Here is a 25,895-nt window from a genome sequence, read left to right on the forward strand (position 1 = left end):
GAAGTGAGAATGAAACTTTTTGTGTTAATTTTGATTAATAACCAGTATTTATTTGCAAGAATAATTTACGGGTGTAAATATTTACATATATTTGCCAACGAAACGACGAAGTTCTATCAGAACTCCGGCATTATTTAGAATTTTTTTTGATTTAAATAAGCGAGTATTGCTTCTTCGTTATCCGGGTGGAACCATTTAATATCAGTGTCCCGCTTGAACCAGGTCATTTGCTTGCGGGCGTAAACGCGGGAGTTGCGTTTGATCTTTTCGATGGCAAAGTCCAAAGTCCATTCACCGTCCAAATATTTAAACAGTTCTTTGTAGCCGACCGTGTTGAGGGAGTTCAGTTCACGGAAAGGATAGACGCGGCGTGCTTCTTCCAGCATGCCGTCGGCCATCATCTGGTCTACACGGCGGTTGATGCGGTCGTACAGCTCTTCACGGTCACGGGTCAGCCCGATCTGTATGATCCGGAACGGACGCTCTTTGCGGGTATTGGTGCGGAAAGATGAATAAGGTTTGCCGGTCATGCGACAGATCTCGACGGCATGGATCACGCGTTTGTAGTTGTTGCGGTCTACTTCTTCATAATGTATGGGATCGGCTTCCTTCAATTCGGCAAGGATAGGGGCAAGGCCCTTTTCTTCAAATTCTTTGTAAATGGCTGTTCGTATTTCGGGCGTGACGGTAGGGATGTCGTCGATTCCTTTCGTAACAGCGTCGATATACATCATACTGCCACCCGTCATGACGACGGTCGGATGTGTGCGGTGAAGTTCCCGGAGCAGGGACATCACATCTTCTTCAAAATTGCTTGCGCTGTAATAATCGGTGAGTGACAGGGTGCCGACCATATAATGCCGCACGCGTGCCATTTGTTCAGCCGTAGGGGCGGCCGTGCCTATCGGAAGGTCTTTGTAGAGCTGACGGGAGTCGGAAGAAATGATCGGTGAACCGAAATGTTCTGCTATGCGCAGGCTCAGTTCCGTCTTGCCGACTCCTGTCGGCCCCAATAGGATGACAAGGGAGTTCATTAATCAGAAACGCTCGTCGTCGTACGGATTGTCCATCGGTCCGTCGCCGAGTCCGTCGAAACCTTCTTTGTCGAGTTCATCAATATCGTATTCGGAATCACCATAGAAATCTTCGCCGATTTCGGTGTTGCCGGCTTTCGGGTCCATATCGTCGAACGACATGATTTGCACAGGCGCTTCGCCTATAGACTTGCTGCATACGGGTTTGTCCAGATCCTTTCCGGGGATGATCTCGCGGAGTTCCATGAAGAAAGCGCGTTCGGTCATATAATCGAAGACAAAAAGCAACTTCTGGTGTTCGTCTTCCAGGAGTTCTTCCAGACGTGTATCTTCCATTATATAATTGTCCACTTCGGAAGTGGTGTCCATCTCAACCAGGGTGATTTCCGTATTCTTGCTCCAGTCGTCATCGCAGATGAAGAAAGAACACATCTGATCTTTTGTGTACCCAACAGAGTCCATAATGGCATTGTACAAATCCAGGAATGTAGCTTCCGAGTCGATTTTTATCTCGCGTTTGAAGTCGTCAACTTCATCTGATAGAATTAGAAATCTAAATACCATAATCGTTATTAGTTTTTTGTTGGTTCAAAAGTAGTAAAATAAAAATAATGTGCCAATAAAATAATGTGCCAATATGCCAATGGGAGTATGAATTTAATTGGCACATTGGCACATTGCCATATTATCACATTATTTACTCATCAATCGAACCTCTGACAATACCACGCTGGGATGATTTGATGAAGTTGAGGATCAAATCACGTTCCTCGCTGGGTTCGTATTCCGTTTCGATAGCTTTCAATGCTTCCGTATTGTTGAGGCCGCGCGTGTAAAGCGTCCGGTAGATATCCTGGATCAGGAATACCTGTTGGTTGGTGAAACCGCGACGGCGCAAGCCTACGATGTTGATACCACAGTAGACGATCGGGTCGCGTCCGATCAGCGTGTAAGGAGGAATATCCTTGCCGATGCGTGAACCGCCCTGTACCATTACATGTTTGGAGATGCGTGAAAACTGGTGGACCAGGCTACCGCCGCTCACGATGGCGTAGTCGTCAATCTCTACTTCCCCGGCAATCTGCGAAGCGTTACCGATAATGATATTATCTTTCAGCACGCAGTCGTGGGCAATATGGGAATAAGCCATGATCAGGCAGTTGCGGCCTACGACCGTTTTCCCTTTGGAGGCTGTTCCGCGATTGATAGTCACACATTCGCGGAGCGTCGTATTATCGCCGATCTCGGCGATTGTCTGTTCTCCTTTGAACTTCAAGTCCTGGGGAATGCCGGCGATCACGGCTCCCGGAAATACATTACAATTATTACCGATTCGTGCGCCGTCCAGAATCGTTACATGCGAATGAATACGGCAGTTTTCACCGATTACGACATCTTTCTCGATTACGGCAAACGGGTCAATCGTTGTGTTCTGACCGATCTTTGCTTCGGGATGAACGACTGCTAAGGGGGATATACTCATTACCTTATATAATTATTATTTGTTTTTGACAATCTGTGCCATAAATTCGGCTTCGCTCACTAACTTATCGCCTACGAAGACATAACCTTTCATGGTGGAAATACCCCGGCGTATCGGAGCCAGCAGTTCCAGACGCAGGATCAGCGTGTCACCCGGAACAACCTTCTGGCGGAATTTCACGCCGTCGATCTTCATGAAATAAGTAGAGTAGCGTTCCGGTTCGTCAACCGAATTCAGAACGAGCAGTCCTCCGGTCTGTGCCATCGCTTCCACCTGCAACACGCCCGGCATAACCGGTTCCTGAGGGAAATGGCCTGTAAAGAACGGTTCGTTGCTTGTGATGTTTTTTACACCTACGATATAGTTGCCGCCTATCTCGATGATCTTGTCGACCAGCAGGAACGGGTAACGGTGCGGGAGCAACTCGCGGATGCGGTTGATGTCCATCACCGGCGCGTTGTTCGGATCGTAAATCGGAGCCTGTACTTCGTTCAGTTTGATGTCCTTGCGGATCATGCGTGCCAACTGGTTGTTGACCTTATGTCCCGGGCGGGTTGCAATCACCCGGCCCCGGATCGGTTTGCCGATCAATGCTAAGTCGCCGATCACGTCGATCAGCTTATGGCGTGCCGGTTCGTTGTCGAACACTAACGGTTTGTTGTTGATGTAGCCAGGTCTTTCACATCCTTGTGCGGGATGTTCAGTTTGTCAGCCAGGTTGTCGAGTACTTCCTGAGACACTTTCTGGTCGTAGATCACGATTGCATTGTCGAGGTCTCCTCCTTTGATCAGGTTGTTCTGCAGCAACATTTCCACTTCGCGGACAAATACGAATGTACGGGAAGCGGCCAATTCAGCCGGGAACTCGCTTAAATCGTTCAAGGTGGCGAATTGGTTGGAGAGCACGGGCGAATCGAAAGAAATCAGTACATTGACACTGAACTTATCATCCGGAAGGATAATGAGCGAAGAACCGGTCTCTTCATCCTTCACTTCGATTTTATGCTTTACTATGTAATAATCTTTCGGTGCGTTCTGTTCTACGACACCGGCTTTTTGGATCTCTTCGCTAAAGAAACGGGAGCTGCCGTCCAGAATCGGAAATTCGGGAGCGTTCACTTCTATCAGGCAGTTGTCTATCTCGTAGGCATACAAAGCTGCCATCGCATGTTCAATAGTACTTACCTGAATGCCGTTTTTGGAGAGCACAGTACCTCTCTGGGTTCCGGCTACATTTTCGGCTACGGCATCGATTACAGGTTCTCCTTCCAGGTCAACACGTTTTATCTTATATCCATGATTTTCGGGTGCAGGGTGGAATGTGATTTGAATGTCCAACCCCGTATGCAACCCTTTTCCTTGCATAGAGAAACTCGTGGCAAGCGTCTTCTGTTTCTGCATACGTTTATCTGATTTATTTATTAAGTTCTTTTTTTAATTGCTCAATCTCACGCTGCATCTGTCCCATTTGGCGATACATATCCGGCAAACGGTTGAAGATGGCGCTCGAGCGCATGAACGCCTTTGCGTTGATGGCCGGAGCTCCCAGCAGAGTCGTCGGTTCTTTTACGTCACTGATGACACCGCATTGTGCACCGAACACGACATGGTCGGCTACATGAATATGACCGGATAATCCGGCCTGTCCGCCAAACATGCAATGGCTGCCGATCTTAACGGAACCGGCAATACCAACCTGGGCTGCCATAACCGTATTTTCGCCGACTTCCACGTTATGGGCGATCTGCACGAGGTTGTCCAGTTTCACACCCCGGCGGATGATGGTCGAGTCCATAACGGCACGGTCGATCGTCGTATTGGCTCCGATCTCAACATCGTCTTCTAAAACGACATTGCCCAACTGGGGAATCTTTTTGTAATTATCGCCTTCGGGAGCAAATCCGAAGCCGTCTGATCCGATTACGCTTCCGGCGTGCAGGATACAGTTGTTGCCAATCACACATCCGTTATAGACAGTTGCGTGCGGATAGATCGTGCAGTTTTCTCCGATCGTTACGTTGTCACCAATGTAAGCGTGCGGATAGATACGGCAGTTCTTGCCGATCTTCACATTTTCACCGATATAGGCGAAGTTCCCGACATAGCAGTCTTCGCCGACTGTTGCCGAGCCGGCAATAAAGGCTGTGGCATCTATTCCCGCCTTTTTCGCTTTCGCCTGTTCCACCATATTCAGCAGTATGGCAAGCGAAGCATAGGCATTGGCAACCTTTACCAAGGTCGCTTTTACCGGTTCGGAAGGACTGAAATCATTGTTTACCAAAACAATGCTTGCTTCAGTGTTGTAGATGAAATGTTCGTATTTGGGATTGGCCAAGAACGATAATGTTCCCGGTTTACCTTCTTCTATTTTAGAGAAGTTGTTCACTTTCACTTCAGGGTTGCCTTCAACGGTTCCTCCTAAAACACTTGCTATTTGTTGGGCTGAAAACTCCATTACTTATTTTTTTATATATATTTCAAATGCAATAACCTGACTTGCACCAAGGCATTTTGCAAAAATGGTGAAAATTATTGGGATAGCCTATGCTTTACAAGGAATAATTCCTTTATCATGCAGATAACCTGCCATTTCGCGTTGTACGGCCTCTGTTGCAGCGCGTGCTACGGTCGCAAAATTCTCTGTTTTGTCTGCATAGATAATGGCACGGGAGGAGTTGACCAACAGTCCGCATTGATCGTTCATACCGTATTGTGCGACTTCGGCAAGGCTTCCGCCCTGAGCGCCTACACCCGGTACCAGCAGGAAGTGATTGGGAGCATGTTTACGGATGTCGAGGAACATCTTACCCTGCGTTGCGCCAACGACATACATCATCTGTTCGTCGGTAGCCCATTCCTGCGATTTCTTCAACACCTTTTCAAACAGGCGTTCGCCGTTGGCATCTTCCGTCATCTGGAAATCCTGTGAGCCTTTGTTGGAGGTCAACGCCAGCAGGATAACCCACGCTTCCGGATAGATCAGGAAAGGTTTCACACTGTCTTCACCCATATACGGAGCCACTGTTACGGCGTCTACCTTGATATGATCGAAGAACGAACGGGCATACATTTCGGATGTGTTACCGATGTCGCCGCGTTTCGCATCGGCAATGATGAACTGGTCGGGATAGTTTTCACGCAGATAAGCGACTGTCTTTTCAAAAGACAACATACCTTTCACACCCAGACTTTCGTAGAAAGCGAGGTTCGGCTTGTAGGCCACGCAGTAGTCGGCCGTAGCGTCGATGATTGCCTTGTTGAATGCGAAAATGGGATCTTCTTCATCCAGCAGGTGCTGCGGGATTTTCTTTATATCAGTATCCAGTCCTACGCAAAGGAAGGATTGCTTTTTCTTGATGTTTTCGAATAATTGCTGCTTGTTCATGTTGTTACGTGTAAAAAATTAGTCTAAAAATAATGTTATAGTTCAGACTCTTTCAGTCGTTCAGCATTCTCTGCCACGATCAGCTGATCGAGGCATCCTTGTATATCCCCATCCATAAAGGCTGAAAGATTGTAAATCGTGTAATTGATACGATGGTCGGTGATACGTCCTTGCGGATAATTGTAGGTACGGATCTTGGCCGAACGGTCGCCGGTGGAGACCATCGTTTTTCGTTTGTCGGCAATATCGTCCAGATATTTCTGATGTTCCTTGTCGTAGATGAACGAACGCAGACGGGTAAGCGCCCGTTCCTTGTTCTTCGGCTGGTCGCGCGTCTCGGTACATTCGATCAGGATTTCTTCGCTCACGCCGGTATTCGGATTCTTCCATACATAGCGCAGGCGGACACCCGATTCCACCTTGTTCACGTTCTGCCCTCCGGCGCCACCCGAACGGAATGTGTCCCATTTGATCTCGCCTTCATTGATTTCTACATCGAATTCATCTGCTTCGGGAAGTACGGCAACAGTGGCTGCCGAAGTATGCACGCGTCCCTGTGTCTCGGTGGCCGGTACGCGTTGTACACGGTGCACGCCCGATTCGTATTTGAGAGTGCCGTACACCTTTTCCCCGCTGACGGTAAAGATGATTTCCTTGAAACCTCCCGCTGCGCCTTCGCTACAACTGGACAGGGCGACTTTCCAGCCTTTCATCTCACAATACTTCACGTACATGCGGTACAGGTCGCCGGCAAAAAGCGCCGCTTCGTCACCTCCCGTTCCTCCGCGTATCTCGACAATCGCATTTTTGTCGTCCTGCGGATCGGTCGGAACCAGAAGCAGCTTGATTTCTTCTTCCAATACCGGGATGCGGTTGTTGCATGCGTCCAGCTCTTCGCGGGCCATTTCGCGCATCTCCGGGTCCTGTTCGCTGTCCAGCAGTTCGCGGGCCTCTTTGATACCGTTCAATGTCTTGACATACTCCTCACGAGCGGCAACGATCTTTTCCAGATCGCGGTATTCTTTGTTTAATTTGACGAACCGTTTCATGTCGGCAATAACTGCCGGGTCGGTAATTAACGTACCGACTTCCTCAAAACGGCTCACCAATCCGTCTAACTTCTCTAATAAATTGCTTTCGGCCATTTATAATTATAGGTAAAGCGACCATTCTCGCTTTCGATGATTAATTCGTTCTTTTCCGCTTCCTCGACAAAGCCGACAATCTGTGCATCTATGCCGAAACTTTTCGAGATGCTGATCACTTCTTCTGCATATTCAGGCGCGATGTAGACTTCCATACGGTGTCCCATATTGAATACTTTGTACATCTCGCTCCAGTCCGTACCGCTCTGTTCCCGGATAATCCGGAAAAGGGGAGGAACGGGGAAGAGGTTGTTTTTAACGATCCGTTTGTTTTCAACAAAATGCATGACTTTGGTCTGTGCACCGCCGGAACAGTGTACCATCCCGTCGATCTGCGGGCGCAGCTTGTCCAGCAGCACCTTAATTACCGGAGCATATGTGCGGGTAGGGGAAAGCACTAACTTACCGGCGTCGATACCTAATTCCTCGATCCGGTCCGTCAGTTTCAAACCGCCGGAGTAAACCAATTCATCCGGTACGGCAGCGTCATAGCTTTCCGGATATTTTTTAGCCAGATACTTGGCAAATACGTCGTGGCGGGCAGAGGTCAAACCGTTGCTGCCTGTTCCACCGTTATATTCTTTTTCGTAAGTGGCCTGTCCGAAGGAAGCCATTCCCACGATCACATCACCACCTTTGATGTTCTTGTTGTCGATCACGTCGGCGCGTTTCATGCGGCAGGTAACCGTACTGTCGACGATGATGGTGCGAACCAGGTCGCCCACGTCGCTGTCTCTCCGCCTGTCGCATAGCAACCGACTCCCATTTCACGGAGTTCGGCTAATAGTTCGTCCGTCCCGTTGATAATGGCGGAGATCACCTCTCCGGGTATCAGCAGTTTGTTGCGGCCGATTGTCGAGGAAACTAATATATTGTCGACTGCACCTACGCACAGCAGGTCGTCGATGTTCATGATCAATGCGTCTTGTGCGATGCCTTTCCAGACGGACAAGTCCCCGGTCTCTTTCCAGTACATATAGGCCAGGGATGATTTGGTTCCGGCTCCGTCGGCATGCATGATGTTGCAATATTCGGGATCACCACCCAGGATATCGGGGATGATCTTACAGAATGCTTTGGGAAATATTCCCTTGTCGATGTTCTTTATTGCATTGTGAACATCTTCTTTCGAAGCGGATACCCCGCGTAGGTTGTAACGTTGGTCACTCATTTTTTTCTGAAATTTGCCTGCAAAGATACTATTTTTTTGTCTTACTTATCTAAGTTTTAGAACATCTCCTTCTTCGGGAATATAATCATAGTGCTTTTTATTCATTTTATATAAGCTCTTGATCTGTATTCCGTACTTCTGTGCAATGCTATGCATGGATTCGCCCACCTGTACGACATGGTCGTAATTCGGCTTGTCGGCTTTCTTCTTTTTCTTTTCCAGATAGACGATGTCGCCTTTCTGTAACGGGAAGTCTTCCGGCACCTCGTTATACTTCTTCAGGTCTTTCACCCGGAAACCGAGGCTGGCGGCAATATCGTCGAAGCTATCCCGTCCGTTGGAGTAAACATACAGCAATCCGTTTGTCCGGTAAACCGTGTATTTGGAGACGCGGGCAGGCTGTTTGGCGGGTTTCGATGCGCCCCCCTTGGCGGTGTCGTAACGATAGAGTTCGTAGTCCTCGATCAGTTTGATCAACCGGTTGGCATAAGCCCGGTCGGTTGCATACCCGCATTTCTGCAAGCCCCGTGCCCAACCTTTGTAGTCCGTAACCTTTAGTTTGAACAGGGGAGCATAGCGCGGACGATCAACGAGGAAACGGGCATGGTCTTCATACGATTGTTCCGGATTCTTATATTTACGGAAACATTCTCCCCGCAGATCGTCATCATGATAGACGCGTCCGCCCCGCCAGTCGGAGTGGCATTTGATGCCGAAATGGTTGTTCGACTTGCGCGCCAGTTCGCTTTGCCCGGCGCCGGATTCCAGCAAGCCCTGCGCAAGCGTGATACTCGCCGGTATGCGGTATTTCTTTTGATGCTGGATGGCCAGGTTGCTATATTGTTTGATGTACTTTTCGTATGACGGAACTTTCCGCTGGCTTGCTGCCAGAACTGTCCCTGTAATGGAAAATATCACAAGTATGGAAAGAATTCGTAGTGTTAATCGCATGACTGATCTGTTATTGTAATTATTTCAGAGACAAAGATAATTATTTCTGGCATTGGTTAAAAGTTTCATGCCGAAGAAACAAAAAATCCATCTCGGAGAAACTAAAGTTCCATGCCGATGAAACAAAAGTTTCACAGGGTCGAATATGCTGAAACTTTTTGTTCCGGCAGGCTGAATTTCTTTTTCGGAAGTGTTTTTTCCGGTTTCGGAAACTAATTTCCTATAACAGCAGAAAAGGTCTTTTACTTTTGGACGGAATTTAAAAGATGAGATATGAAGATTAGATTGAATCCCGTCCTGCTTGTAGGCATTGCCCTGTTGTTTGTCTCCTGTAAAGATAAGGATATAAAAAAAGAGCAGGGCATAGAGGTGAATACGGCCCGCGTATCATCCGTTTCTATGGATGGCGATACGGAGTTTGCCTTTATCGCCCAACCGTTCCGGACCTCCGAACTTTCTTTTCGTGTGAGCGGTCCGGTCGACCAGTTTGACGTGTATACCGGTAACCGGTATAGGCGTGGGAGTATTATAGCCGGTATCGATCCGCGTGATTTCCGGATTCGCCGTAACCGTGCGGAAGCTGTGTTTCTGCAAGCAAAAGCCGAATATGAGCGTATACAGGTTTTGTTTGAGAAAGAAAATATGGCGGCCAGTGTATATGAGAAAGCTAAAGCGGATTATGCATCGGCAAAAGCTGCTTTCGAAACAGCCGTGAATGAGTTGGAAGACACGAAACTGCTCGCTCCGTTCGATGGCTATGTCGGAGAGGTTTATCTGGAAAAGTTTCAGGATGTAAAAGCTTCCCAACCTGTGATTTCTTTTATCGATATCGACCGGCTTAAAATAGAAGTCTATGTGACACAGGATATCGCCTGTTCCATACAGCCCCGCGATACGATCCGCCTGCGTTTCGATACACAACCCGATCAAATATATAAAGCAGGCGTGGTCGAGATATCCAAAGGAACGACCCGCAATAATCTGTCCTATCTGTTGACGGCTATCTTGCCGAATGAGGATAACAGATTGTTGTCCGGTATGTCCGGAAAGGCTTTCCTGAAATCTGCCCCTGTGGTTTCCGGGAATATAACCATTCCGCAGGCTGCCCTTTGTCATCGTCCTTCGGTAGGGGATTATGTTTGGGTAGTAAATCCTGAAACAAACCGTGTTGCCCGGCAGCCTGTAACGGTCGGTGAATTGTTGCCGGACGGGACTGTCCGGATAGAAGAGGGGTTGCAGAAGGATGAGGTCGTGGCGACAAGCGGACTTCGTTTCTTGTCGGACGGAATGGAAGTATCAATTTCAGAAAGAGGAAAACGATGAAGCTGATCAAGTATTTTCTGCAAAAGAAAGCTGTCACGGTGCTGTTGCTGGTCTTAGTCCTGGCCGGTGGGCTTTTCTCGTATGTCAAAATGGGAAAGCTGGAAGATGCTCCTTTTACGATTAAGCAGGCTTTGGTACTGACGCCTTATCCGGGGGCTTCTCCGATGGAAGTGCAGTCGCAGGTGACGGATGTGCTGGAAGAAGCGATTCAATCGCTTGGCGAACTCTATTATCTGAAGACGGAGAATCGTGCAGGGTTATCAAAAATTACAGTTTATGTGAAAAAGGAAATCCGTGCCGATGAGATGCAGCAATTGTGGGACAAGCTACGCCGGAAAGTGAACGATGTACAGGGAAAGTTACCGGCTGGCGCCGGTACATCTATTGTGAATGACGATTTCGGTGATGTTCTGGGCGTGTTTTATGGCCTGACGGGAGACCGTTATACGTATCGTGAACTGGAAGACCAGGCCAAACGGATCAAGAACGAACTGCTGAAGGTTAAAGATGTCGCTAAAATTGAAATATATGGAGTCAGGACGCCAACGGTCGATGTGTCTGTAAGTCCCTCCGTGATGGCACGTAGCGGTATTACGACAGCCGATATCGCCCATGCTTTTGATGCCCAGAACCGGGTGGTGGATGCCGGTGGCATCGATGCCGGACAGAATCGTATCCGGATCGAATCGACCGGTAATTTCTATTCGCTGGATGATATCCGGAACCTGACGATCGTTTCGCGTACCGGAGAGCATTTCCGTCTGGCCGATGTCGCGACGATCGAAGAGAGTTATCAGCAACCGGCCTCCAACCTGATGCGGATAGATGACAAGCCGGCTGTCGGAATTGCCATCTCTATCGTCCCGACGGGAAATGTGGTGGATATGGCGGAAGCAGTGAAAACCTGTATCGGCAAGCTAACCGAAACCATGCCCGAAGGATTCGAATTGCAATCCATATACGACCAGGGTTACGAATCGGATGTCGCCAATCAGGGCTTTATCCTCAATCTGATCATATCGGTTGTTACCGTTGTGGCGATCCTGTTGTTCTTTATCGGATTTAAGAACGGTATTCTCGTCGGGAGCGGATTGGTCTTTTCCATTTTCGCGACTTTGATCGTGATGTTCGGATCGGGAATCGCTTTGCAACGAATGTCGTTGGCGGCTATTATTATTGCGATGGGAATGTTGGTCGATAATGCGATTGTTGTGTCGGACTCGGCATTGGTCAATATGCAGCGCGGTATGCGTAAACGGGTGGCGATTATGCGGGCTTGTTCGGCAACGGCACTTCCTTTGCTGGCGGCTACCGTGATTGCGATCCTGACCTTCCTGCCTATTTATTATTCGCCTCATATCACCGGCGAACTGTTGTCTTCGTTGGTGGTCGTTATCGGCGTTTCGTTGATGTTTAGTTGGATATTTGCTTTGACGCAGACGCCTTTCTTTATTCAGGAATACGTCCGCCGCCCGCGTCCCGAAGAGTTGCAGGATTCGTTGTTTTCCGGTAAATATTATGAGAAGTTCCGCTCTTCCCTGCATTGGGTGATCCGGCACCGGACAGTTACGCTCGGTAGTTTGGTTGTGATGCTGGTATTGTCAGCCTGGAGCTTCAGGTTTATCCCGAAAGTGTTTGTCCCGGCCTTGGATAAACAATATTTCACCTTGGATATCTGGTTGCCGGAAGGCGTGAAGATAGAAGAGACGGACCGGTTGGCGACGGAAATGGCGGATTATATCCGGGAGTATGAGCAAACAGAAATGATTTCAACTTATGTCGGGCGTACACCCCCGCGCTATTATCTCTCTAATGTGTCGTTTGGGCCGCAGTCCAATTATGCACAAGTTCTGGTCAAATGTAAATCCTCCAAAGAGTCGCGGGAATTGCATGCCTTGCTGCAGGACTCGATTCGTACACGTTTTCCGGGTCCGCTGATTAAAGTCAATAAGTTTGAGTTGAGTCCGCTGACTGAGGCGGTGATAGAAGCCCGTTTCCTCGGACCGGACCCGCAAGTGTTGGATTCGTTGGTCGGAGAGGCTATAGAGATTATGCGGCGTAATCCGAAAGTGGCCGATGCCCGTAATGAATGGGGAAATATGTCGATGATGATCCGTCCGGTCTATGATCCGGTAAAAGCAGGCGCGTTAGGCATAACAAAAGCTTCGATGATGGAATCCGTCAAATCTATCAACGATGGAACGCTGGTCGGTATTTATCGTGATAATGAGAAAAAGGTTCCTGTCCTGTTAAAATCGGATGGGGCGGAGGTGACGGATGCCCGTTCGTTAGGAAACTTTTCCGTATGGAACGGCGAACGGTCGGCTCCTTTATCGCAAGTGACTGAGCGGATTGAAACAACCTGGGAGTTTCCGCAAGTGCGTACCTATAACCGGCAATTGTCCATGTCTGCCATGTGCGGTGTGAAACCGGGGTACACGATGGCGGAGGTACATGGCGAGATACGTCATGAGGTGGAACGGATGAAACTTCCGGAAGGATATTCTTTTTTCTGGGACTCTCAATATAAGGACCAAAGAGAAGCCATGCAGGCGATAGCCAAGTTTTTTCCGCTGGCATTCTTGATGTTGGTGGTTGTCTTGGTCGCTTTGTTCGGAAACTTCCGGCAACCGGTAATTATCCTTTGTGTTTTACCCCTGTCGTTGATCGGAGTGGCAGTAGGAATGTTGTTGACCGGTTTTGATTTCGGCTTTTTCCCTATTGCCGGTTGGCTGGGCCTGTTGGGGATGATTATAAAGAATGTGATCGTGTTGCTGGATGAAATCAACGTACAGCGAAAGAAAGGTGTTACCCCGTACACGGCGGTTGTCGAAGCTACCGTCTCCCGAACACGTCCGGTACTGATGGCTGCAACGACTACTATCCTCGGAATGGTTCCGCTTCTTTTCGATGTGGCGTTCGGAGGGATGGCTGCTACTATTATTTTCGGCTTGACGTTTGCCACACTGTTGACTTTGTTTGTAACCCCGGCATTGTATACTCTATTTTATAAGGTAAAAAAAGAACAGATATGAGAAAAAAGTATCTATTGATAAGTGTGTTCCTGCTCTGGACCGGAGTTTCTTATTCCCAACAAAGCTCATTGCTAAAGAAATACCGGTCTATGGCTTTGGAATACAGCCATGATCTGAAATCGGCAGATAAGAATATTTCGGCCAGCATCGAGCTGGAAAAAGCGGCGAAGGCTGACTGGAAACCAAAGCTGTCCGGAAATGCCAATTTCCAGTATACCGGGCAACCGATCCAGTTGACATTGGATCTTCCTGCCCTTGAACAACCGATGACGTTTGAAGGCCGTGACTTGAAATACGGTGTTTCCCTTTCTTTGCTTCAACCTGTTTATACGGGAGGGCGGATTCTGGAATCGATCCGTATGGCCGGACATCGTCATTCGTTAGCCTCCAATCAGGAAGAATTGTTTCGCTCGGCTGTCTGTTACCAGACAGATATGCAATATTGGAATACGGTGGCGCGGAGGGAAATTGTCGATGTGGCGCTTGAGTACCGCAATTCGATGTCTACCTTAGAGCAAACGATTCGCGAGCGGGTAGAGGCGGGCTTGGTTGACCGGCAAGAATTACTGATGGTCGAGGTAAAGAAGAATGAGGCGGAATATCAGTTGTTGCAGGCAAAAAGTAATTTCGAGACAGGCCGTATGGCCCTTAATTCGTTGATCGGAGTGAATTTGCAGGATCCGACCGAAATAGACCGAAGCATTCCGGAGGTCGGCTATACGAATGATATCTGGATATCGGACGGAGCAGGAAGACCGGAGATCCGTATGGCATACGATCAGTTGAAGATGGCGGAAAGCTCATTGAGGTTGACGGATTCCCGCTACAAACCACAGTTATACATCGGGCTGGACGGGAGTTACTCGTCTCCGGGTTATGATTTTCGTGCGGATTTGGATCCTAACTATGTGGTATATGCCAAATTGTCCGTACCTTTGTTCGAGTGGGGAAAACGCAGGAATGAGAAGCGGGCCTCTACAATGAAAATTGGTATGGCAAACGATCAGATCAACAAAGTTGAAGATCAGGTGAACCTTGAAGTGCAAACAGCCCGCACCTCTTTGTCCCAGGCGCTTGAACAGGTGGAACTGGCAGAAAACTCGTTGGGGAAAGCGCGCGAGAACGAGCGGATGGCCTTGGAGCGTTACGCGGAAGGGAAAATATCGGTAGTGGAAGTGATAGAAGCACAGGCGTACCGGCAGACTTCGCAGCTAAATTACGTACAAGCCAAAGCACTTGCCCAGGGCTATTATTCCGGGTTGATAAAGGCGTTAAATAAATATTGATTGTGTGTGAAATAAATATTCTGTAATTTGGATGAAACGGGTATGAAGTGGAATGCAATTTTATATGGTTTGTTGTTTTCCGGGTTAGGAGCTTTTTCCTATCTCTTACTCGTAAATTATACGGAACTATCCGCCCATGTGGCGGATGTTCTGTATTCGAAAGGGGCGTTTGTATTCTTTGTGGCAGCTTTCAATGTCTTGGGGTATTCGACGTTGAGGATCAGTTCGTGGATGAATGATCAGTATGCGTTGAACATTCGGAAAAGATGGAAAATAGTTGTGATCTATGCGATCGTAATGTTGTTGTTGCTCTTATTGAATTACAGTCTGCTGGTCGTAGCCAAGATGCTGGTCGGTATGGATGATCCGCTTATCTTCCCCAATGGAGGGTGGCGTATTCTGCTGGTCGTCTGGTTGGTCGAGTTGGTTATTTTAGGCTTGTTGCTGGCGAACCGTTCTATCCAGAACACATTGAAATTGCAGCAGGAAGCCGCAGCGTTGCAAAAGGAAAACAATACGGCACGCTACACCGCTTTACAAAACCAGCTGAATCCTCATTTCCTGTTCAATAGCTTGAACACGTTGATTGCCGAAATCGAATACAATCCTGATAATGCGGTCCGTTTCACCAAAAACTTATCCAGTGTATATCGGTATGTCCTGCAAAGCCAGGATAAAACGCTGGTCTCACTCGGAGAAGAGCTGGAGTTCCTGGATTCGTATCTGTTTCTGCATAAGGTGAGGCTGGGAGATTGTATCAGTTGTGTGTGCGATATCCCTGCCGACCTGACGGAGGCGATGCTTCCTCCGCTTACTTTACAATTGTTGGTGGAAAATGTGATCAAGCATAATACGATTACCTCTGCCCGGCCGATGAAGATCGATATTTTCGTGCAGGAAGATCGTCTGGTCGTTGCCAACCCTGTACAGCCCCGTAAAAGCAGGAAATCGTCCGGTATCGGGTTGAAGAATTTGTCAAATCGGTGCAAGCTGATGTTGGGTGAGGAAATCCGGGCCTTACATGAAAAAGAAATGTTTATCGTAAAAGTTCCGTTGTTGGTATGAATAAATTGAATGTAGTCATAATAGAAGATGAGGTACCGGCGGCCCGTTTGTTGAATTCGATGGTGACGCGCCTGCGTCCGGAGTGGAACGTAACTGTCCTGCCGGGCAGTGTAGACGAAGCGGTCCTATGGTTCCGGGAACACCCGCATCCGGATATTATCTTTCTCGATATACAGTTGGCAGACGGCAATTCGTTTGATTTTCTTTCGGTAGCCAAACCTACTTCGGTTGTTATCTTTACGACTGCTTATGATCAGTACGCGGTTCGGGCATTTGCTGTCAACAGTATCGATTATATACTGAAGCCGGTAGACGAAAAGCGTCTTTCGGATGCCATTCTGAAATATGAGACATTGCTGGGGGGCGAATATGTCAAATCGCAGGATTATCTGGAGACTTTACTTGATGCACTGCAACAGAAGGAAAAACGTTACCGGTCTCGTTTCCTGATTTCAGGAGTCGATCGTTTTTGGACGTTACGGGTTGACGATATTGCCTATTTTTATTCGGAAAACAAGGTGACATTTGCTGTTACGAAAAATGGTCAGGAACATATCATTGATTTATCTCTCAATAAATTGACGGATCAATTGGATCCGGCCTGTTTCTTTAGGGCTAATCGGCAGATCATTGTTTGCATTGATGCTATCGACCATGCGGAACCTTATTTTAACGGAAAGATCGTAGTAACGGTACGTCCGCCTTATAAAACCAAAGTGACGATTAGCGAAGAAAAACTCTCTGCGTTCAAATTATGGCTTAATTTTTAGTATTTTTGCCAATATCACTTTAAATGTTGCCTTATGAAAGAGATCAAACTGGAAACAAAAATCAGAATATATCCGCTTGTCGAGTTGCCGGATGAAGAATTGCCGTTGATGCAAGCAGCCGTAAAGGCTACGGAAGGGTCGTATGCCCCTTATTCGAAGTTTCATGTAGGGGCAGCCGCCCTGTTGGCAAACGGTACGATTGTGACCGGAAGCAATCAGGAAAACGCCGCCTATCCGTCCGGTTTGTGTGCGGAGCGGGTGACTTTGTTTCATGCCGGCCATCGGTATCCGGATGTCCCGGTTGTTGCGCTTGCCATTGCTGCCGCCACAAATGGCCGCCAGGTTGAAAGCATTTCACCCTGTGGCGCCTGTCGCCAAGTCTTGTTGGAAACGGAACAACGTTACGGCAAACCGATGAAGGTGCTGTTATGCGGAACAAAAGAGGTGATTATAGCGGAGAGTGCCGAATCGTTGTTGCCTCTTTGCTTCGGTAAAACTTCTTTGGAGTGAAAGACTGAGGCATTGTTGCCTCGTCTTTCTACTGTGTTTTCCATGAAACATCCCATGCAAAGATAGAATTTACCATTTACTTTTATTTTACTTTTGCCAACATCAAAATAGGATTACTTTCTTCATGCAAGTTAGGGAATCGTTCCTTCATTGTTTCACTACCTTGCTCAAGAAGAACAGATGCTGATAAACAAATGGCAACATAACCGTCGTTCAACGGATACATAAATTCCGGTTCCCAGCGGAATTTATCGTCCCAAATGATTTTTTTGAAAACATACGGGAGCGCTGTTTTCTTATTTACAAAAGCATATCCTTTCGATTCTTCTGATTTTCCTTCATAACGGAGCAATACTGAACGATCTGTTTCGGTAAAGCAAGGTATATGAGCAATAAAATTACTACTTTCCCATTCTGCTATCAACTGCCAATCAGGTATCTTACGATCCCAAAAATCTCTTGGAGGTACTTTTCCGGAAACATTCACTGTATAGCGAATAGAAAGGCTGTCTTTTGTCAATTCGTAAATATCCAAACTCTGATATGTATTCAAAAGTAACTTTCCGTTGTAGGTTGTAAAACAATCATTCATGCAAAAATCAAGCATACGTCCTTGTATTGGATGATACGAATGAGTTATCTGCTTTTTATTCATGTCTACAATATTAATTTTATAGCCATCTTGATCATCAGCAGAACGAACGAGTAGCGTACTGTCATTTAAATAATAAATATCTTTTATCGATACTCCTTCTAACATAATCCTGGATACAAACTGATCATCATTCGTATAAGTATAAATAAATGAGGGACGTGATATTATCGAAATATCACCTTGGTTATTCATATTAAAATTGAACATATAAGCATATTCTCCTATACCATTTCCTTTATGCTGAAGTCTATATTTATATTTTCCATTCATATCAAAAACGATAATTCCATCTGACCTGTCATAAATATACAGATCTGTATTGTATAATACAATACGTTTAATATCACCGACTAAAGACGAATCAGTCAATTCCAACGGAGTATATTTTATATCTTCAAACAAAGTATCTATAGGAATATCAGAAACATTTGTAGAAAACCTAATTTCCTTCTCTAAACCTTTTTCTTCTTGTTTCTTTTGACAGGACAAACAAAAAACTAATATTGAAAAAACTAATATATGATTCATCTTGCAAATGATATATGTGTGTTGTTATAGATGCAATAATACAAATTTCTTTCCTTCTTTCTGTGATTATTTTGTTGATATTTTATTGACACTTGTACTTTTCATCCAAAAACGGAGATTTTCAACAAGAATACATTAACTACAAGAATATCCGTTTATGCCGTTTTTTTACAATACCCCCCCTTCTTTGTAGCGCAACCAAAGCAAGAAAAATTGATCATAAACTTGATAGATCCCTTTATCAAAAGTGATGAAATCCTTTTCCAGCAAACCTTTTGCTGCTGATGATACTGAACTTGCGGATATCAAACGGTATTTGCGTACAAAATTGCCGCCGGATATGGCTTCAGCCTTTCCCTCTGCTGCTATGGCTTGGAAAACAGCTCGTTGTTTTTCAGGCATTTGATATAATAATGTTTCATAAGTGTCTGACGAAAGATCAAGAATATCTTTAATTGCGATATCTGTCATTTCAGGTAAGCATCTTCCTCCTTCCGGGGTCATGGTAAAAAGAATGTTCATCACTTTCTGCATGTAGGAGGTTATGCCCTCGAAGCGTTTATACAGGTTGATTACAACTTCCGGCAATAATTCTTTCCCTTCTTGCGTAAAATGCCTGCAACAGAATTCAGTATATTTCTCCAAAGAAATAGGGGCAAGATTGATCAAAGTAACCGACTGATAGAAAGGACGTGCCGGGGAAGTAAACATCGCTCCCATTAAATGGCGGTGAGAACCCGAAAATACAAAATGTGCATTGGGGCAACGTTGAATGTGAGTTCTTAATGCGGCTTCAATATTGGCATCATCTGCATATTTGGTTATTTGCTGAAATTCGTCAATCGCTACCAAACAGGGTCTGTCGGCGTGATTCAGATAAGAAAAAATCTCATCTAAAGTAGCACTCGGATTGGTGATGGCGCCTAATCCGATTCCCCATGTAGGTTGTCCGTTTATATCAAATGTGATTTCCGAACGTAATGATGCAAGAATATTCAAGAAGCTGTTCCAGACTGATTTCCCTTTCGGACGTAATTCATCCAAGATGGCTTTGCCAAAAACATTAACGAAGTCACGGACAGAGCTGGTTGCATAAATATCGATGATAAATGTATGATATTTCTCTTTTATTTCCGGTTGTTGGAAACAATGCCGTAACAGGTCAGTCTTACCAATACGGCGGGGAGAAATGAGTGCGATGTTATTTTCATTTGTCAGGAGTGAAACAATTTTAGCTGTTTCTTTTTCCCGGTCACAAAAATACTTCGGCGACACATAACCGTTTGTTACAAATGGATTGTTCATACGATTTCTTGTTTATTGTCAGACAAATATAAAGAGAACTCGCAAAAAAACGGCAAAATTTGGATAAATAAAGTAAGTGTTTGGTATTGAGGAGAGTTAAGCCAAATTCTTCTATACCTTTCCAAATCGCTAAAATGCAGGATAATGAAAGGTTAAGAGAAAGATTTGCTACTTATCCGTTACCTTTTTTAGCCCCGGATAATCCGGCAAAATAACGCTTGACCACCTGCGGTTTTACCGTTCACCATGCAAAGAACCCTATATTTTGCCCGTAAAGATAACCGTTTTTTTCCGTTTTTCATGGAAATACAGGTTATGTTACCGGCATCCGGGGTTTTATTCTTTGTTCCGCTATAATTTTCATAACTGTAAATAGCTATATATCAAGTAATTTTGCAACATAAAAAAAATAGAGTTATGAAACAGACGGATGTAACGGTTACGTTCTACCTCAAAAAGAGCGAAATGAATGACGAGGGACATTGCCCGGTCATGGCGAAACTTGTTGTCGGCAAATTTTCAGAAGCGGCTTTTAGTGCGAAAATGTCCGTACCCGCTGCACTGTGGGCATCCGGACGTGCCACGGGTAAAAGTAACGCCGCGCGGGAAATCAACCGGCAACTGGACGATTTGCGAGCTTCAGCCATTTCCATTTATGACGAACTGTCAGCCACCCGTGAGAATGTAACGGCTGAAGAAATAAGGAATCTGTTGTTGGGGACGGCTTTCGGGCAGGAAACCCTGTTGGGTTATTTCCGGACGTTCATCGAACATTTCGAAAAACGTGTCGGCGTGAACCGGGAAAAGGGAACAGCGCAATCTTACCGCTATGCTTGTAACTGTGTGGCTGCTTTCATCCAGGAGAAATACAAGTTGTCGGATGTTCCTTTCACGGCCCTGAACCGTTCATTCATCGACAACTATGACCTCTACCTACGCACGGAGCGCCGCTTTGCCCTGGGAACTATCGTGTTGCTTGTCACACGGTTGAACACGATTGTCGGGGAAGCCATCGCGGAAGGGATTATCACTGCCGACCCGTTCGCGGGTTATGAAGCCGAACATCCCGAGCGGGAACAGAAATACCTTACCGCAGCGGAGTTACAACGGCTGATGACCACACCCCTGCACGACCCGAAACTCTACCATATCCGCGACCTGTTCCTCTTCTCCTGCTACACGGGTATCCCTTACGGGGACATGTGCCGCCTGACGACGGAGGATCTGGAAGTGGCCGAGGACGGTGAGGTATGGATCAAGACCGCCCGCAAGAAGACGAAAATCGACTATGAAGTGCCGTTGCTCGACATCCCGTTGCTCATCCTCGACAAGTACCGGGATATGGCCCCGGAAGGAAAACTGCTGCCGATGTACAGCAACAACGAACTCAACCGGACACTGAAACGTATTGCCGCCATTTGCGGAATTGAACGGAAGCTCGTCTTTCACTGCGGACGCCATACCTACGCCACCGAGATCACGCTTTCGCATGGTGTCCCGCTTGAAACCGTCAGTAAAATGCTGGGGCATAGCCGCATTTCCACGACGCAGATTTACGCCAAAGTGACCGATGACAAGATCGACATGGATACCCGGTCTTTAGAGGAAAAGATTGCCGGCCGCTTCTCCGTAGCTATTTAATCTATCATTGACAATCAAATTCACAACGATTATGGAAACGAATAATAAAGAGATAAAACGCCGCAGCACGTTCTCCCTGCTGTTCTACATCAACCGCACGAAAGTCCGCAAGGACGGAACATGTAAATTGTTATGCAAGGTAAGCATCGACGCCAAGTCGGCCCCGATCAATATCAACGCGTTTGTCGAGCCATCGCTTTGGAATCCGGAAACCAAAAGGGCGAACGGACGAAGCGAGAACGCCCGAACGGTAAACCTGGCAATAGAGAAACTGACCGAAAAAATCACCGGACATTACCGTCATATTCGTAAAAGCCTCGGTTTCGTGACGGCCGAGCTGGTCAAAAACGCCGTGGAAGGAATCGGGCAGAAACCGTTCACCCTCCTTGCCTTGTTCCGCGAGCATAACGAGGAGTTCCGCAAGCGTGTCGGCGTGGATCGCAAGGAAGAAACCTATGAAAGTTACGAGAACTCCTATAATATTTTAGCCTCCTTCGTGAAAAAAAGGAAGGAAAAGGAGGATGTAGCGTTGCGGAGCCTTGACCGGGAGTTCTACGATGATTTTGAAATATTCCTGCGTACAGATCGTGAAATGAAACCCAAGACAGTACACGAGCATCTTTACCGGTTGAAGAAAATGACCAAGCGGGCTGTCAGTCAGGGTACACTCCGGCGCGACCCTTACGGGAAGCTGCACCCGGAACTGCCCCGGCGCAAGAGCCGCCATTTGAAACTCGAAGACCTCAAAAAGCTGATGGAAACTCCCGTCGATAAACCCAACCTCCAGCGGGTGCGGGACTGGTTTCTCTTCGCTACCTTCACGGGGTTGTCCTACGCCGACCTGAAACGCTTGTCCGAAAAAGACATCACGCAGTCGGACGACGGAACGTACTGGATACACATCCGGCGCCAGAAGACCGAAACGCCCTCGGCCATCCGCCTGCTGAACGTGCCGTTGCAGATCATCGAGAAATACCGCCACGAGCGTAAAAGCGACAGGATTTTCAATCTCTATTGCCGGGGGTATCTCATCAAGCTCACCAGAGAACTGGGACGGACATACGGCTTCGACATGACCTTTCACAAGGCGAGGCACAATTTCGGGACACATATCACGCTCTCGTTGGGTGTGCCTATCGAAACTGTCAGCCGCATGATGGGACACAAGAGCATTTCCACCACGCAGATTTACGCCAAAGTGACCGACCGCAAGGTGGACGAGGACATGAAACGGCTGAAAGAACAGACCAAAGGCCGGAAAATAAATCTCTACGAGGAGGACGAACCGGAAACGGCAGATATTATAACGGTAAACGGTTGAACAGTATAACAAAATTGATAAATTTGTATGACTATGACGACAAGAGAACCTATCAGCATTGAAAACGGGCGGGTGGAAATCCACACGCCGGAGAACCGTGTATGGCTCACGCGCCACCAGATTGCCGACCTGTTCGGAGTCTTCGTTCCTGCCGTGGGGAGCAACATCCGCTCCATACTCAAAAGCGGCATACTCTGTGAGGAGAGGGTTTACCGCCGGGAGCGCAACCGTGACGGCGGTATTGTCGAGCTGTATTCGCTCGAAATGATCGCCGCGCTGGCTTTCCGCTTAAAATCCGGGAATGCCGAAGCCTTCCGACGGTGGCTTGTCCGAAGGGCCACGACGACTGCTGTCGTCTGGCAGCTCCCCGGTATGAACACGATATTGAACTGAAAAAGAAGAACAGCCAAAACGTTGGCCGTTCTTCTTTTATACCCATTCCTGTCCCCCGATACATTTCTTCCGGGAATCTTCCAGGAATTTCTGTATCTCGGATTCCATGTATAGTACCTTGCCCTGAATCAAATAATAGGGAATGATCCGCGCCGTACGGTATTCCTGCAATGTACGCCTGCTGATTTTCAGCAGCCGGGACAATTCCTCGTCGGTGACGAACCGCTCTCCCTTGAGTGTCCGGCCTCCGGAGGATTCCAGTTTATCCAGTGCCTTGCCGGCCTTTTCCAAACGCCGGAAGAGATCCGCCACACGCGGATCGTGCTTGTCGATGAAATAATGGCTCATAACGCGGCGGTATTAGGATAGTGCGACGATTGCAGCAGTTTCCCGACATCTTCCGGTTTGTAGAAGATTTTGTGACGGATGCGGCTGAAAGGCAGCAACCCTTTCTCCCGGTAGGTTTGCAGGGTACGTTTCGATATACCCAGCACGTCACAGACATCCTGGTTGTCCAGCCATTTTTTCAAACTCACGTCCTCTTGCCTGCGGCATAACGCCTCGGCTTTTCTTTCAATGGCTTCCACGTGCCCTGCCAGCGCGTCGAAAGCCTTCACGTCCATACTTATTATTTCCATGTTCTGTTTCATTTTTTGTTTCCCGGATGCCCAAAAGTACACAAATGGACAGTATCTTGTTATCAGCCAGTGGCATATGGACGTATCCGTCTTAAAAGTGGCAGCGAGTGGCGCCACGTCCGGCGGAAACGATCCTCCGCCGATACGGGATCGGCACGCTCCGATACGCCAATCGCCCGTGAAAGGAAATGTTCGCGGGCGATTTATCATTCCATGCAGGGTGAGCCGTGAACCGACTTTCGCGAGCGTTCACGGCATATCGTTTTCTCCCCGTTTCTCTCCCATAACCTTTTCCTCTCTTTTTTTTCATGCCGCGGAGCGCGGTATGGAAATCTGTTGTCAGTAGCAAAGGTAGTTACGGGGCTCACGCTGCTGCAAGATCGGGCCGCGGGGCGGTTTGCCGCAAAATCTTCCTCTTTCCCTGCGGGCGAGCGTATTTTCCGACAAAATCTTGCAGCAGCTATCCCCGACACCTTTTGATGCTACCGAAACAGATTCCATCCATACCGGCTCCGCTACGGCATAAAAAAAAAGTCAAAGGTTATGAGAAACGAAGAGAAAAATAAATGGAAACAGAAATCCTCCAACCTTCCACTTGGCATAAAGGCAAAGGTCGGGTTGGCGGTAAAGGTCGGGGCGGTGGCTTTGGGCTTCCACGTGTGGGGTATCGACTTTATTTGGGTCGTTTTGGGCTTCACGTTCTGTTATGACATCCTGCGGGGCATTTTCTCCTGCCTTGTTTCTCTCGTGGCTCTAACCGGCTTTTTCTATTTCCTATTCACTCACATCTTCTAAATTATTACAGGTATGACAAAGTACATTTCATTATTCGGAGCGACTACCACGGACACGCAGGTGCAGGTAGTCAAGGAAAACCAGGTTATCATCGGTATCGGTGCGGGTGCGAGCAGAAAGCGTTACGTCGTTTACAAGGTGGAACACACCGCCCGTGGCTACGTGTACCACATGGTCGATACCGAAACAAAGGAAATCAGCCAAACGGACATTCTGCGACCCCTCTCGCAAACATTCGGTATCGGCAGGTACTACGACGACGTGAACCCCGAGTTCATGGACGCTTTCGAGGTGGCTTTGCTTGTGGGGCAGGCGGAAGAGCAAGCCACGGCGCAGGCCATCGCCGCCGCCAAAGAGAAAGCCGAGCATGACCGCATAGCGGAAATAGGGGCGCAGAGGTTACGCCGCATCATGCCCGAAGGGGTGCAGGGCGTAATCATCGCCGAACTCAACGAAACGGAATACACTGACCCCTCTTACGAGTGTTCGACCACCCGAAGCGTGCGTACCGTCATTCTCGGCTTTTCGGCCACCTCCCGCAACGGCTTCGGGGAGTTGAGAAAGGCGGCGGCCAATTTCCCGCAAACGGCGCACCTCTCCGAATACGACCCCAAGAACGAACACCGCTATCCCGTTTTCACGCTCGGCAAAAGTCCGAAATACGGGTGGAGTGTCTGCAAACTGACCCACTACACCCGTGAAGGGTACATCGACAGGCTGGCATATATCGCAGGAAACGAGGAGAATATATGTCTGCCCGAGCCGAAAGACGAAAAACGGGCGGAACGCACTGAAACGAGCGTGCAAGGCGGGTTTATCATCGTGGACTATTCCGAGAAGGCGATAGCCGTATTCGGGGACACCAAGCCCGTCAAGGACGCCCTTCACGCACTCGGGGGACGCTTCAACGCACGGCTGACGCATGACGGGCAGAAGAAAGCGGGATGGATTTTCCAAAAGACCAAAGAGGACGAGGTGCGGCGGCTTCTCGGAAAGGACGAATAAATGTTGAACACGGGGCGGCTCGCCGCCCCACAATACCAAAAAATCATGGCACAAGGAACAGATTATTTCAAACTGACGATACAGAACTATCTCGACGCACGAGCACGGGAGGACGAACTTTTCGCACCCCGATACGCCAACCCGAAAAAGAACATTGACGATTGCTGCACTTTCATCATCAACCAAGTACGGCAGAGCGGTTGCAACGGGTTTGCGACGAGGAAATATACTCTATGGCACTCCACTATTACGACGAGGAGGACATCGACATCGGCAAACCCGTCAGTTGCAAGGTAGTGGTCAATCACACCGTTGAACTGACCGAGGAGGAAAAAGCCGAGGCACGGCGGAACGCCATACGGAAGGCCGAGAGCGAAGCCTACGCCAAGTTGGCGAAAGCCAAGTCCAAACCCAAGAAAATCGAAGATAACAAACTAATGCCCAGTCTATTTTAGTT

Annotated in this window: 22 protein-coding genes and 3 pseudogenes; 12 read left to right on the forward strand and 13 right to left on the reverse strand. The window is 47.7% G+C overall.

The genetic code is table 11. The annotated features are described in order from the left end of the window. Positions 1-134: 134 nt before the first annotated feature. The 9 genes and pseudogenes from miaA to DW083_RS01065 form a co-directional block, all read right to left on the reverse strand. Positions 135-1,034 (reverse strand): tRNA (adenosine(37)-N6)-dimethylallyltransferase MiaA, encoded by a 900-nt coding sequence (gene miaA / locus DW083_RS01025; RefSeq protein ID WP_122331133.1) that lies wholly within the window; start codon positions 1,032-1,034, stop codon positions 135-137. A gap of 3 nt (positions 1,035-1,037) precedes the next feature. Further along, positions 1,038-1,598, reverse strand: a complete 561-nt coding sequence (locus DW083_RS01030; protein WP_122331134.1) for a hypothetical protein — start codon at positions 1,596-1,598, stop codon at positions 1,038-1,040. A 133-nt stretch (positions 1,599-1,731) separates the two neighbouring features. Next, a complete protein-coding gene (gene lpxA, locus DW083_RS01035; RefSeq protein WP_115500018.1) occupies positions 1,732-2,517 on the reverse strand; it encodes an acyl-ACP--UDP-N-acetylglucosamine O-acyltransferase in 786 nt (261 codons plus the stop codon). Positions 2,518-2,532: 15 nt separating this feature from the next. Next, a pseudogene (locus DW083_RS01040) lies at positions 2,533-3,917 on the reverse strand (bifunctional UDP-3-O-[3-hydroxymyristoyl] N-acetylglucosamine deacetylase/3-hydroxyacyl-ACP dehydratase). A 13-nt stretch (positions 3,918-3,930) separates the two neighbouring features. Further along, positions 3,931-4,971 carry a UDP-3-O-(3-hydroxymyristoyl)glucosamine N-acyltransferase gene (gene lpxD / locus DW083_RS01045; RefSeq protein ID WP_122331135.1) on the reverse strand — a complete coding sequence of 347 codons (1,041 nt, stop codon included), beginning with the start codon at positions 4,969-4,971 and terminating at the stop codon, positions 3,931-3,933. Positions 4,972-5,058: 87 nt separating this feature from the next. Next, positions 5,059-5,901, reverse strand: a complete 843-nt coding sequence (pyrF, locus tag DW083_RS01050; RefSeq protein WP_122331136.1) for an orotidine-5'-phosphate decarboxylase — start codon at positions 5,899-5,901, stop codon at positions 5,059-5,061. Between the two features lie 35 nt (positions 5,902-5,936). Further along, entirely contained in the window at positions 5,937-7,046 is a 1,110-nt protein-coding gene (prfA, locus tag DW083_RS01055; RefSeq protein ID WP_122331137.1) for a peptide chain release factor 1, read from the reverse strand. Further along, positions 7,025-8,217: pseudogene (locus tag DW083_RS01060) on the reverse strand (AIR synthase related protein). Before DW083_RS01060 ends, prfA begins: the two are co-directional and overlap by 22 nt. 45 nt (positions 8,218-8,262) lie before the next feature. Next, positions 8,263-9,168 carry a glucosaminidase domain-containing protein gene (locus tag DW083_RS01065; RefSeq protein ID WP_115500012.1) on the reverse strand — a complete coding sequence of 302 codons (906 nt, stop codon included), beginning with the start codon at positions 9,166-9,168 and terminating at the stop codon, positions 8,263-8,265. Between the two features lie 273 nt (positions 9,169-9,441). Between DW083_RS01065 and DW083_RS01070 the strand changes: the two genes are divergently transcribed. From DW083_RS01070 to DW083_RS01095, 6 genes are read left to right on the forward strand one after another with little or no spacing between them, the layout of a single operon-like run. Further along, a complete protein-coding gene (locus DW083_RS01070) occupies positions 9,442-10,491 on the forward strand; it encodes an efflux RND transporter periplasmic adaptor subunit (protein WP_122331138.1) in 1,050 nt (349 codons plus the stop codon). Next, a complete protein-coding gene (locus DW083_RS01075) occupies positions 10,488-13,526 on the forward strand; it encodes an efflux RND transporter permease subunit (RefSeq protein WP_122331139.1) in 3,039 nt (1,012 codons plus the stop codon). The genes DW083_RS01070 and DW083_RS01075 overlap by 4 nt, the downstream gene beginning before the upstream one ends. After that, a complete protein-coding gene (locus DW083_RS01080) occupies positions 13,523-14,812 on the forward strand; it encodes a TolC family protein (RefSeq protein ID WP_233551682.1) in 1,290 nt (429 codons plus the stop codon). The genes DW083_RS01075 and DW083_RS01080 overlap by 4 nt, the downstream gene beginning before the upstream one ends. 42 nt (positions 14,813-14,854) lie before the next feature. Further along, complete coding sequence (locus DW083_RS01085) at positions 14,855-15,877, forward strand: sensor histidine kinase (protein ID WP_122331160.1); 1,023 nt, start codon at positions 14,855-14,857, stop codon at positions 15,875-15,877. Further along, entirely contained in the window at positions 15,874-16,647 is a 774-nt protein-coding gene (locus tag DW083_RS01090; protein ID WP_115500009.1) for a LytTR family DNA-binding domain-containing protein, read from the forward strand. Before DW083_RS01085 ends, DW083_RS01090 begins: the two co-directional genes overlap by 4 nt. Before the next feature lie 33 nt (positions 16,648-16,680). After that, entirely contained in the window at positions 16,681-17,157 is a 477-nt protein-coding gene (locus DW083_RS01095) for a cytidine deaminase (RefSeq protein WP_122331140.1), read from the forward strand. A gap of 82 nt (positions 17,158-17,239) precedes the next feature. Here the strand turns inward: DW083_RS01095 and DW083_RS01100 are convergent, their stop codons facing one another. Together DW083_RS01100 and DW083_RS01105 are read right to left on the reverse strand one after the other, a co-directional pair. Further along, the gene (locus tag DW083_RS01100; RefSeq protein WP_122331141.1) at positions 17,240-18,340 is read right to left on the reverse strand and encodes a 6-bladed beta-propeller; all 1,101 of its coding nucleotides are present in this window, start codon (positions 18,338-18,340) and stop codon (positions 17,240-17,242) included. 168 nt (positions 18,341-18,508) lie between these two features. Further along, entirely contained in the window at positions 18,509-19,645 is a 1,137-nt protein-coding gene (locus tag DW083_RS01105) for an ATP-binding protein (RefSeq protein ID WP_122331142.1), read from the reverse strand. A gap of 417 nt (positions 19,646-20,062) precedes the next feature. Between DW083_RS01105 and DW083_RS01110 the strand changes: the two genes are divergently transcribed. From DW083_RS01110 to DW083_RS01120, 3 genes are read left to right on the forward strand one after another with little or no spacing between them, the layout of a single operon-like run. Next, positions 20,063-21,286, forward strand: a complete 1,224-nt coding sequence (locus tag DW083_RS01110; RefSeq protein ID WP_004303751.1) for a site-specific integrase — start codon at positions 20,063-20,065, stop codon at positions 21,284-21,286. A gap of 31 nt (positions 21,287-21,317) precedes the next feature. Further along, positions 21,318-22,607: a site-specific integrase gene (locus DW083_RS01115; protein ID WP_009123630.1), complete on the forward strand. Its 1,290-nt coding sequence runs from the start codon at positions 21,318-21,320 to the stop codon at positions 22,605-22,607. A 27-nt stretch (positions 22,608-22,634) separates the two neighbouring features. Next, entirely contained in the window at positions 22,635-23,000 is a 366-nt protein-coding gene (locus tag DW083_RS01120) for a hypothetical protein (protein WP_009123631.1), read from the forward strand. Between the two features lie 36 nt (positions 23,001-23,036). Here DW083_RS01120 and DW083_RS01125 read toward each other — a convergent pair whose 3' ends face one another. Both DW083_RS01125 and DW083_RS01130 read right to left on the reverse strand, forming a co-directional pair. Further along, positions 23,037-23,348, reverse strand: a complete 312-nt coding sequence (locus DW083_RS01125; RefSeq protein ID WP_004295430.1) for a helix-turn-helix domain-containing protein — start codon at positions 23,346-23,348, stop codon at positions 23,037-23,039. Then, entirely contained in the window at positions 23,345-23,638 is a 294-nt protein-coding gene (locus DW083_RS01130; RefSeq protein WP_004319131.1) for a helix-turn-helix domain-containing protein, read from the reverse strand. The genes DW083_RS01125 and DW083_RS01130 overlap by 4 nt, the downstream gene beginning before the upstream one ends. Positions 23,639-24,181: 543 nt before the next feature. On the opposite strand from DW083_RS01130, the gene DW083_RS01140 reads away from it, so the two are divergent. From DW083_RS01140 to DW083_RS01150, 3 genes and pseudogenes are all read left to right on the forward strand, one after another. Beyond that, complete coding sequence (locus DW083_RS01140) at positions 24,182-24,433, forward strand: hypothetical protein (protein ID WP_004303766.1); 252 nt, start codon at positions 24,182-24,184, stop codon at positions 24,431-24,433. A gap of 12 nt (positions 24,434-24,445) precedes the next feature. After that, a complete protein-coding gene (locus tag DW083_RS01145) occupies positions 24,446-25,438 on the forward strand; it encodes a hypothetical protein (RefSeq protein WP_117737034.1) in 993 nt (330 codons plus the stop codon). 45 nt (positions 25,439-25,483) lie between these two features. Next, positions 25,484-25,893 (forward strand): annotated as a pseudogene (locus tag DW083_RS01150) (PcfK-like family protein). Positions 25,894-25,895 lie beyond the last annotated feature (2 nt).

It is taken from the genome of Parabacteroides sp. AF48-14, assembly GCF_003477465.1.
GTDB lineage: Bacteria > Bacteroidota > Bacteroidia > Bacteroidales > Tannerellaceae > Parabacteroides > Parabacteroides acidifaciens.

Bases quoted from the DNA above. Each gene is read 5' to 3' on its own strand.
- DW083_RS01105 (WP_122331142.1), bottom strand. From the start codon at position 19,645: ATGAACAATCCATTTGTAACAAACGGTTATGTGTCGCCGAAGTATTTT.
- miaA (WP_122331133.1), bottom strand. From the start codon at position 1,034: ATGAACTCCCTTGTCATCCTATTGGGGCCGACAGGAGTCGGCAAGACG.
- DW083_RS01065 (WP_115500012.1), bottom strand. From the start codon at position 9,168: ATGCGATTAACACTACGAATTCTTTCCATACTTGTGATATTTTCCATT.
- pyrF (WP_122331136.1), bottom strand. From the start codon at position 5,901: ATGAACAAGCAGCAATTATTCGAAAACATCAAGAAAAAGCAATCCTTC.
- DW083_RS01110 (WP_004303751.1), top strand. From the start codon at position 20,063: ATGAAACAGACGGATGTAACGGTTACGTTCTACCTCAAAAAGAGCGAA.
- DW083_RS01030 (WP_122331134.1), bottom strand. From the start codon at position 1,598: ATGGTATTTAGATTTCTAATTCTATCAGATGAAGTTGACGACTTCAAA.
- DW083_RS01145 (WP_117737034.1), top strand. From the start codon at position 24,446: ATGACAAAGTACATTTCATTATTCGGAGCGACTACCACGGACACGCAG.
- DW083_RS01140 (WP_004303766.1), top strand. From the start codon at position 24,182: ATGAGAAACGAAGAGAAAAATAAATGGAAACAGAAATCCTCCAACCTT.
- DW083_RS01125 (WP_004295430.1), bottom strand. From the start codon at position 23,348: ATGAGCCATTATTTCATCGACAAGCACGATCCGCGTGTGGCGGATCTC.
- DW083_RS01115 (WP_009123630.1), top strand. From the start codon at position 21,318: ATGGAAACGAATAATAAAGAGATAAAACGCCGCAGCACGTTCTCCCTG.
- DW083_RS01130 (WP_004319131.1), bottom strand. From the start codon at position 23,638: ATGGAAATAATAAGTATGGACGTGAAGGCTTTCGACGCGCTGGCAGGG.
- lpxD (WP_122331135.1), bottom strand. From the start codon at position 4,971: ATGGAGTTTTCAGCCCAACAAATAGCAAGTGTTTTAGGAGGAACCGTT.
- prfA (WP_122331137.1), bottom strand. From the start codon at position 7,046: ATGGCCGAAAGCAATTTATTAGAGAAGTTAGACGGATTGGTGAGCCGT.
- DW083_RS01080 (WP_233551682.1), top strand. From the start codon at position 13,523: ATGAGAAAAAAGTATCTATTGATAAGTGTGTTCCTGCTCTGGACCGGA.
- lpxA (WP_115500018.1), bottom strand. From the start codon at position 2,517: ATGAGTATATCCCCCTTAGCAGTCGTTCATCCCGAAGCAAAGATCGGT.
- DW083_RS01085 (WP_122331160.1), top strand. From the start codon at position 14,855: ATGAAGTGGAATGCAATTTTATATGGTTTGTTGTTTTCCGGGTTAGGA.
- DW083_RS01090 (WP_115500009.1), top strand. From the start codon at position 15,874: ATGAATAAATTGAATGTAGTCATAATAGAAGATGAGGTACCGGCGGCC.
- DW083_RS01100 (WP_122331141.1), bottom strand. From the start codon at position 18,340: ATGAATCATATATTAGTTTTTTCAATATTAGTTTTTTGTTTGTCCTGT.
- DW083_RS01070 (WP_122331138.1), top strand. From the start codon at position 9,442: ATGAAGATTAGATTGAATCCCGTCCTGCTTGTAGGCATTGCCCTGTTG.
- DW083_RS01120 (WP_009123631.1), top strand. From the start codon at position 22,635: ATGACTATGACGACAAGAGAACCTATCAGCATTGAAAACGGGCGGGTG.
- DW083_RS01095 (WP_122331140.1), top strand. From the start codon at position 16,681: ATGAAAGAGATCAAACTGGAAACAAAAATCAGAATATATCCGCTTGTC.
- DW083_RS01075 (WP_122331139.1), top strand. From the start codon at position 10,488: ATGAAGCTGATCAAGTATTTTCTGCAAAAGAAAGCTGTCACGGTGCTG.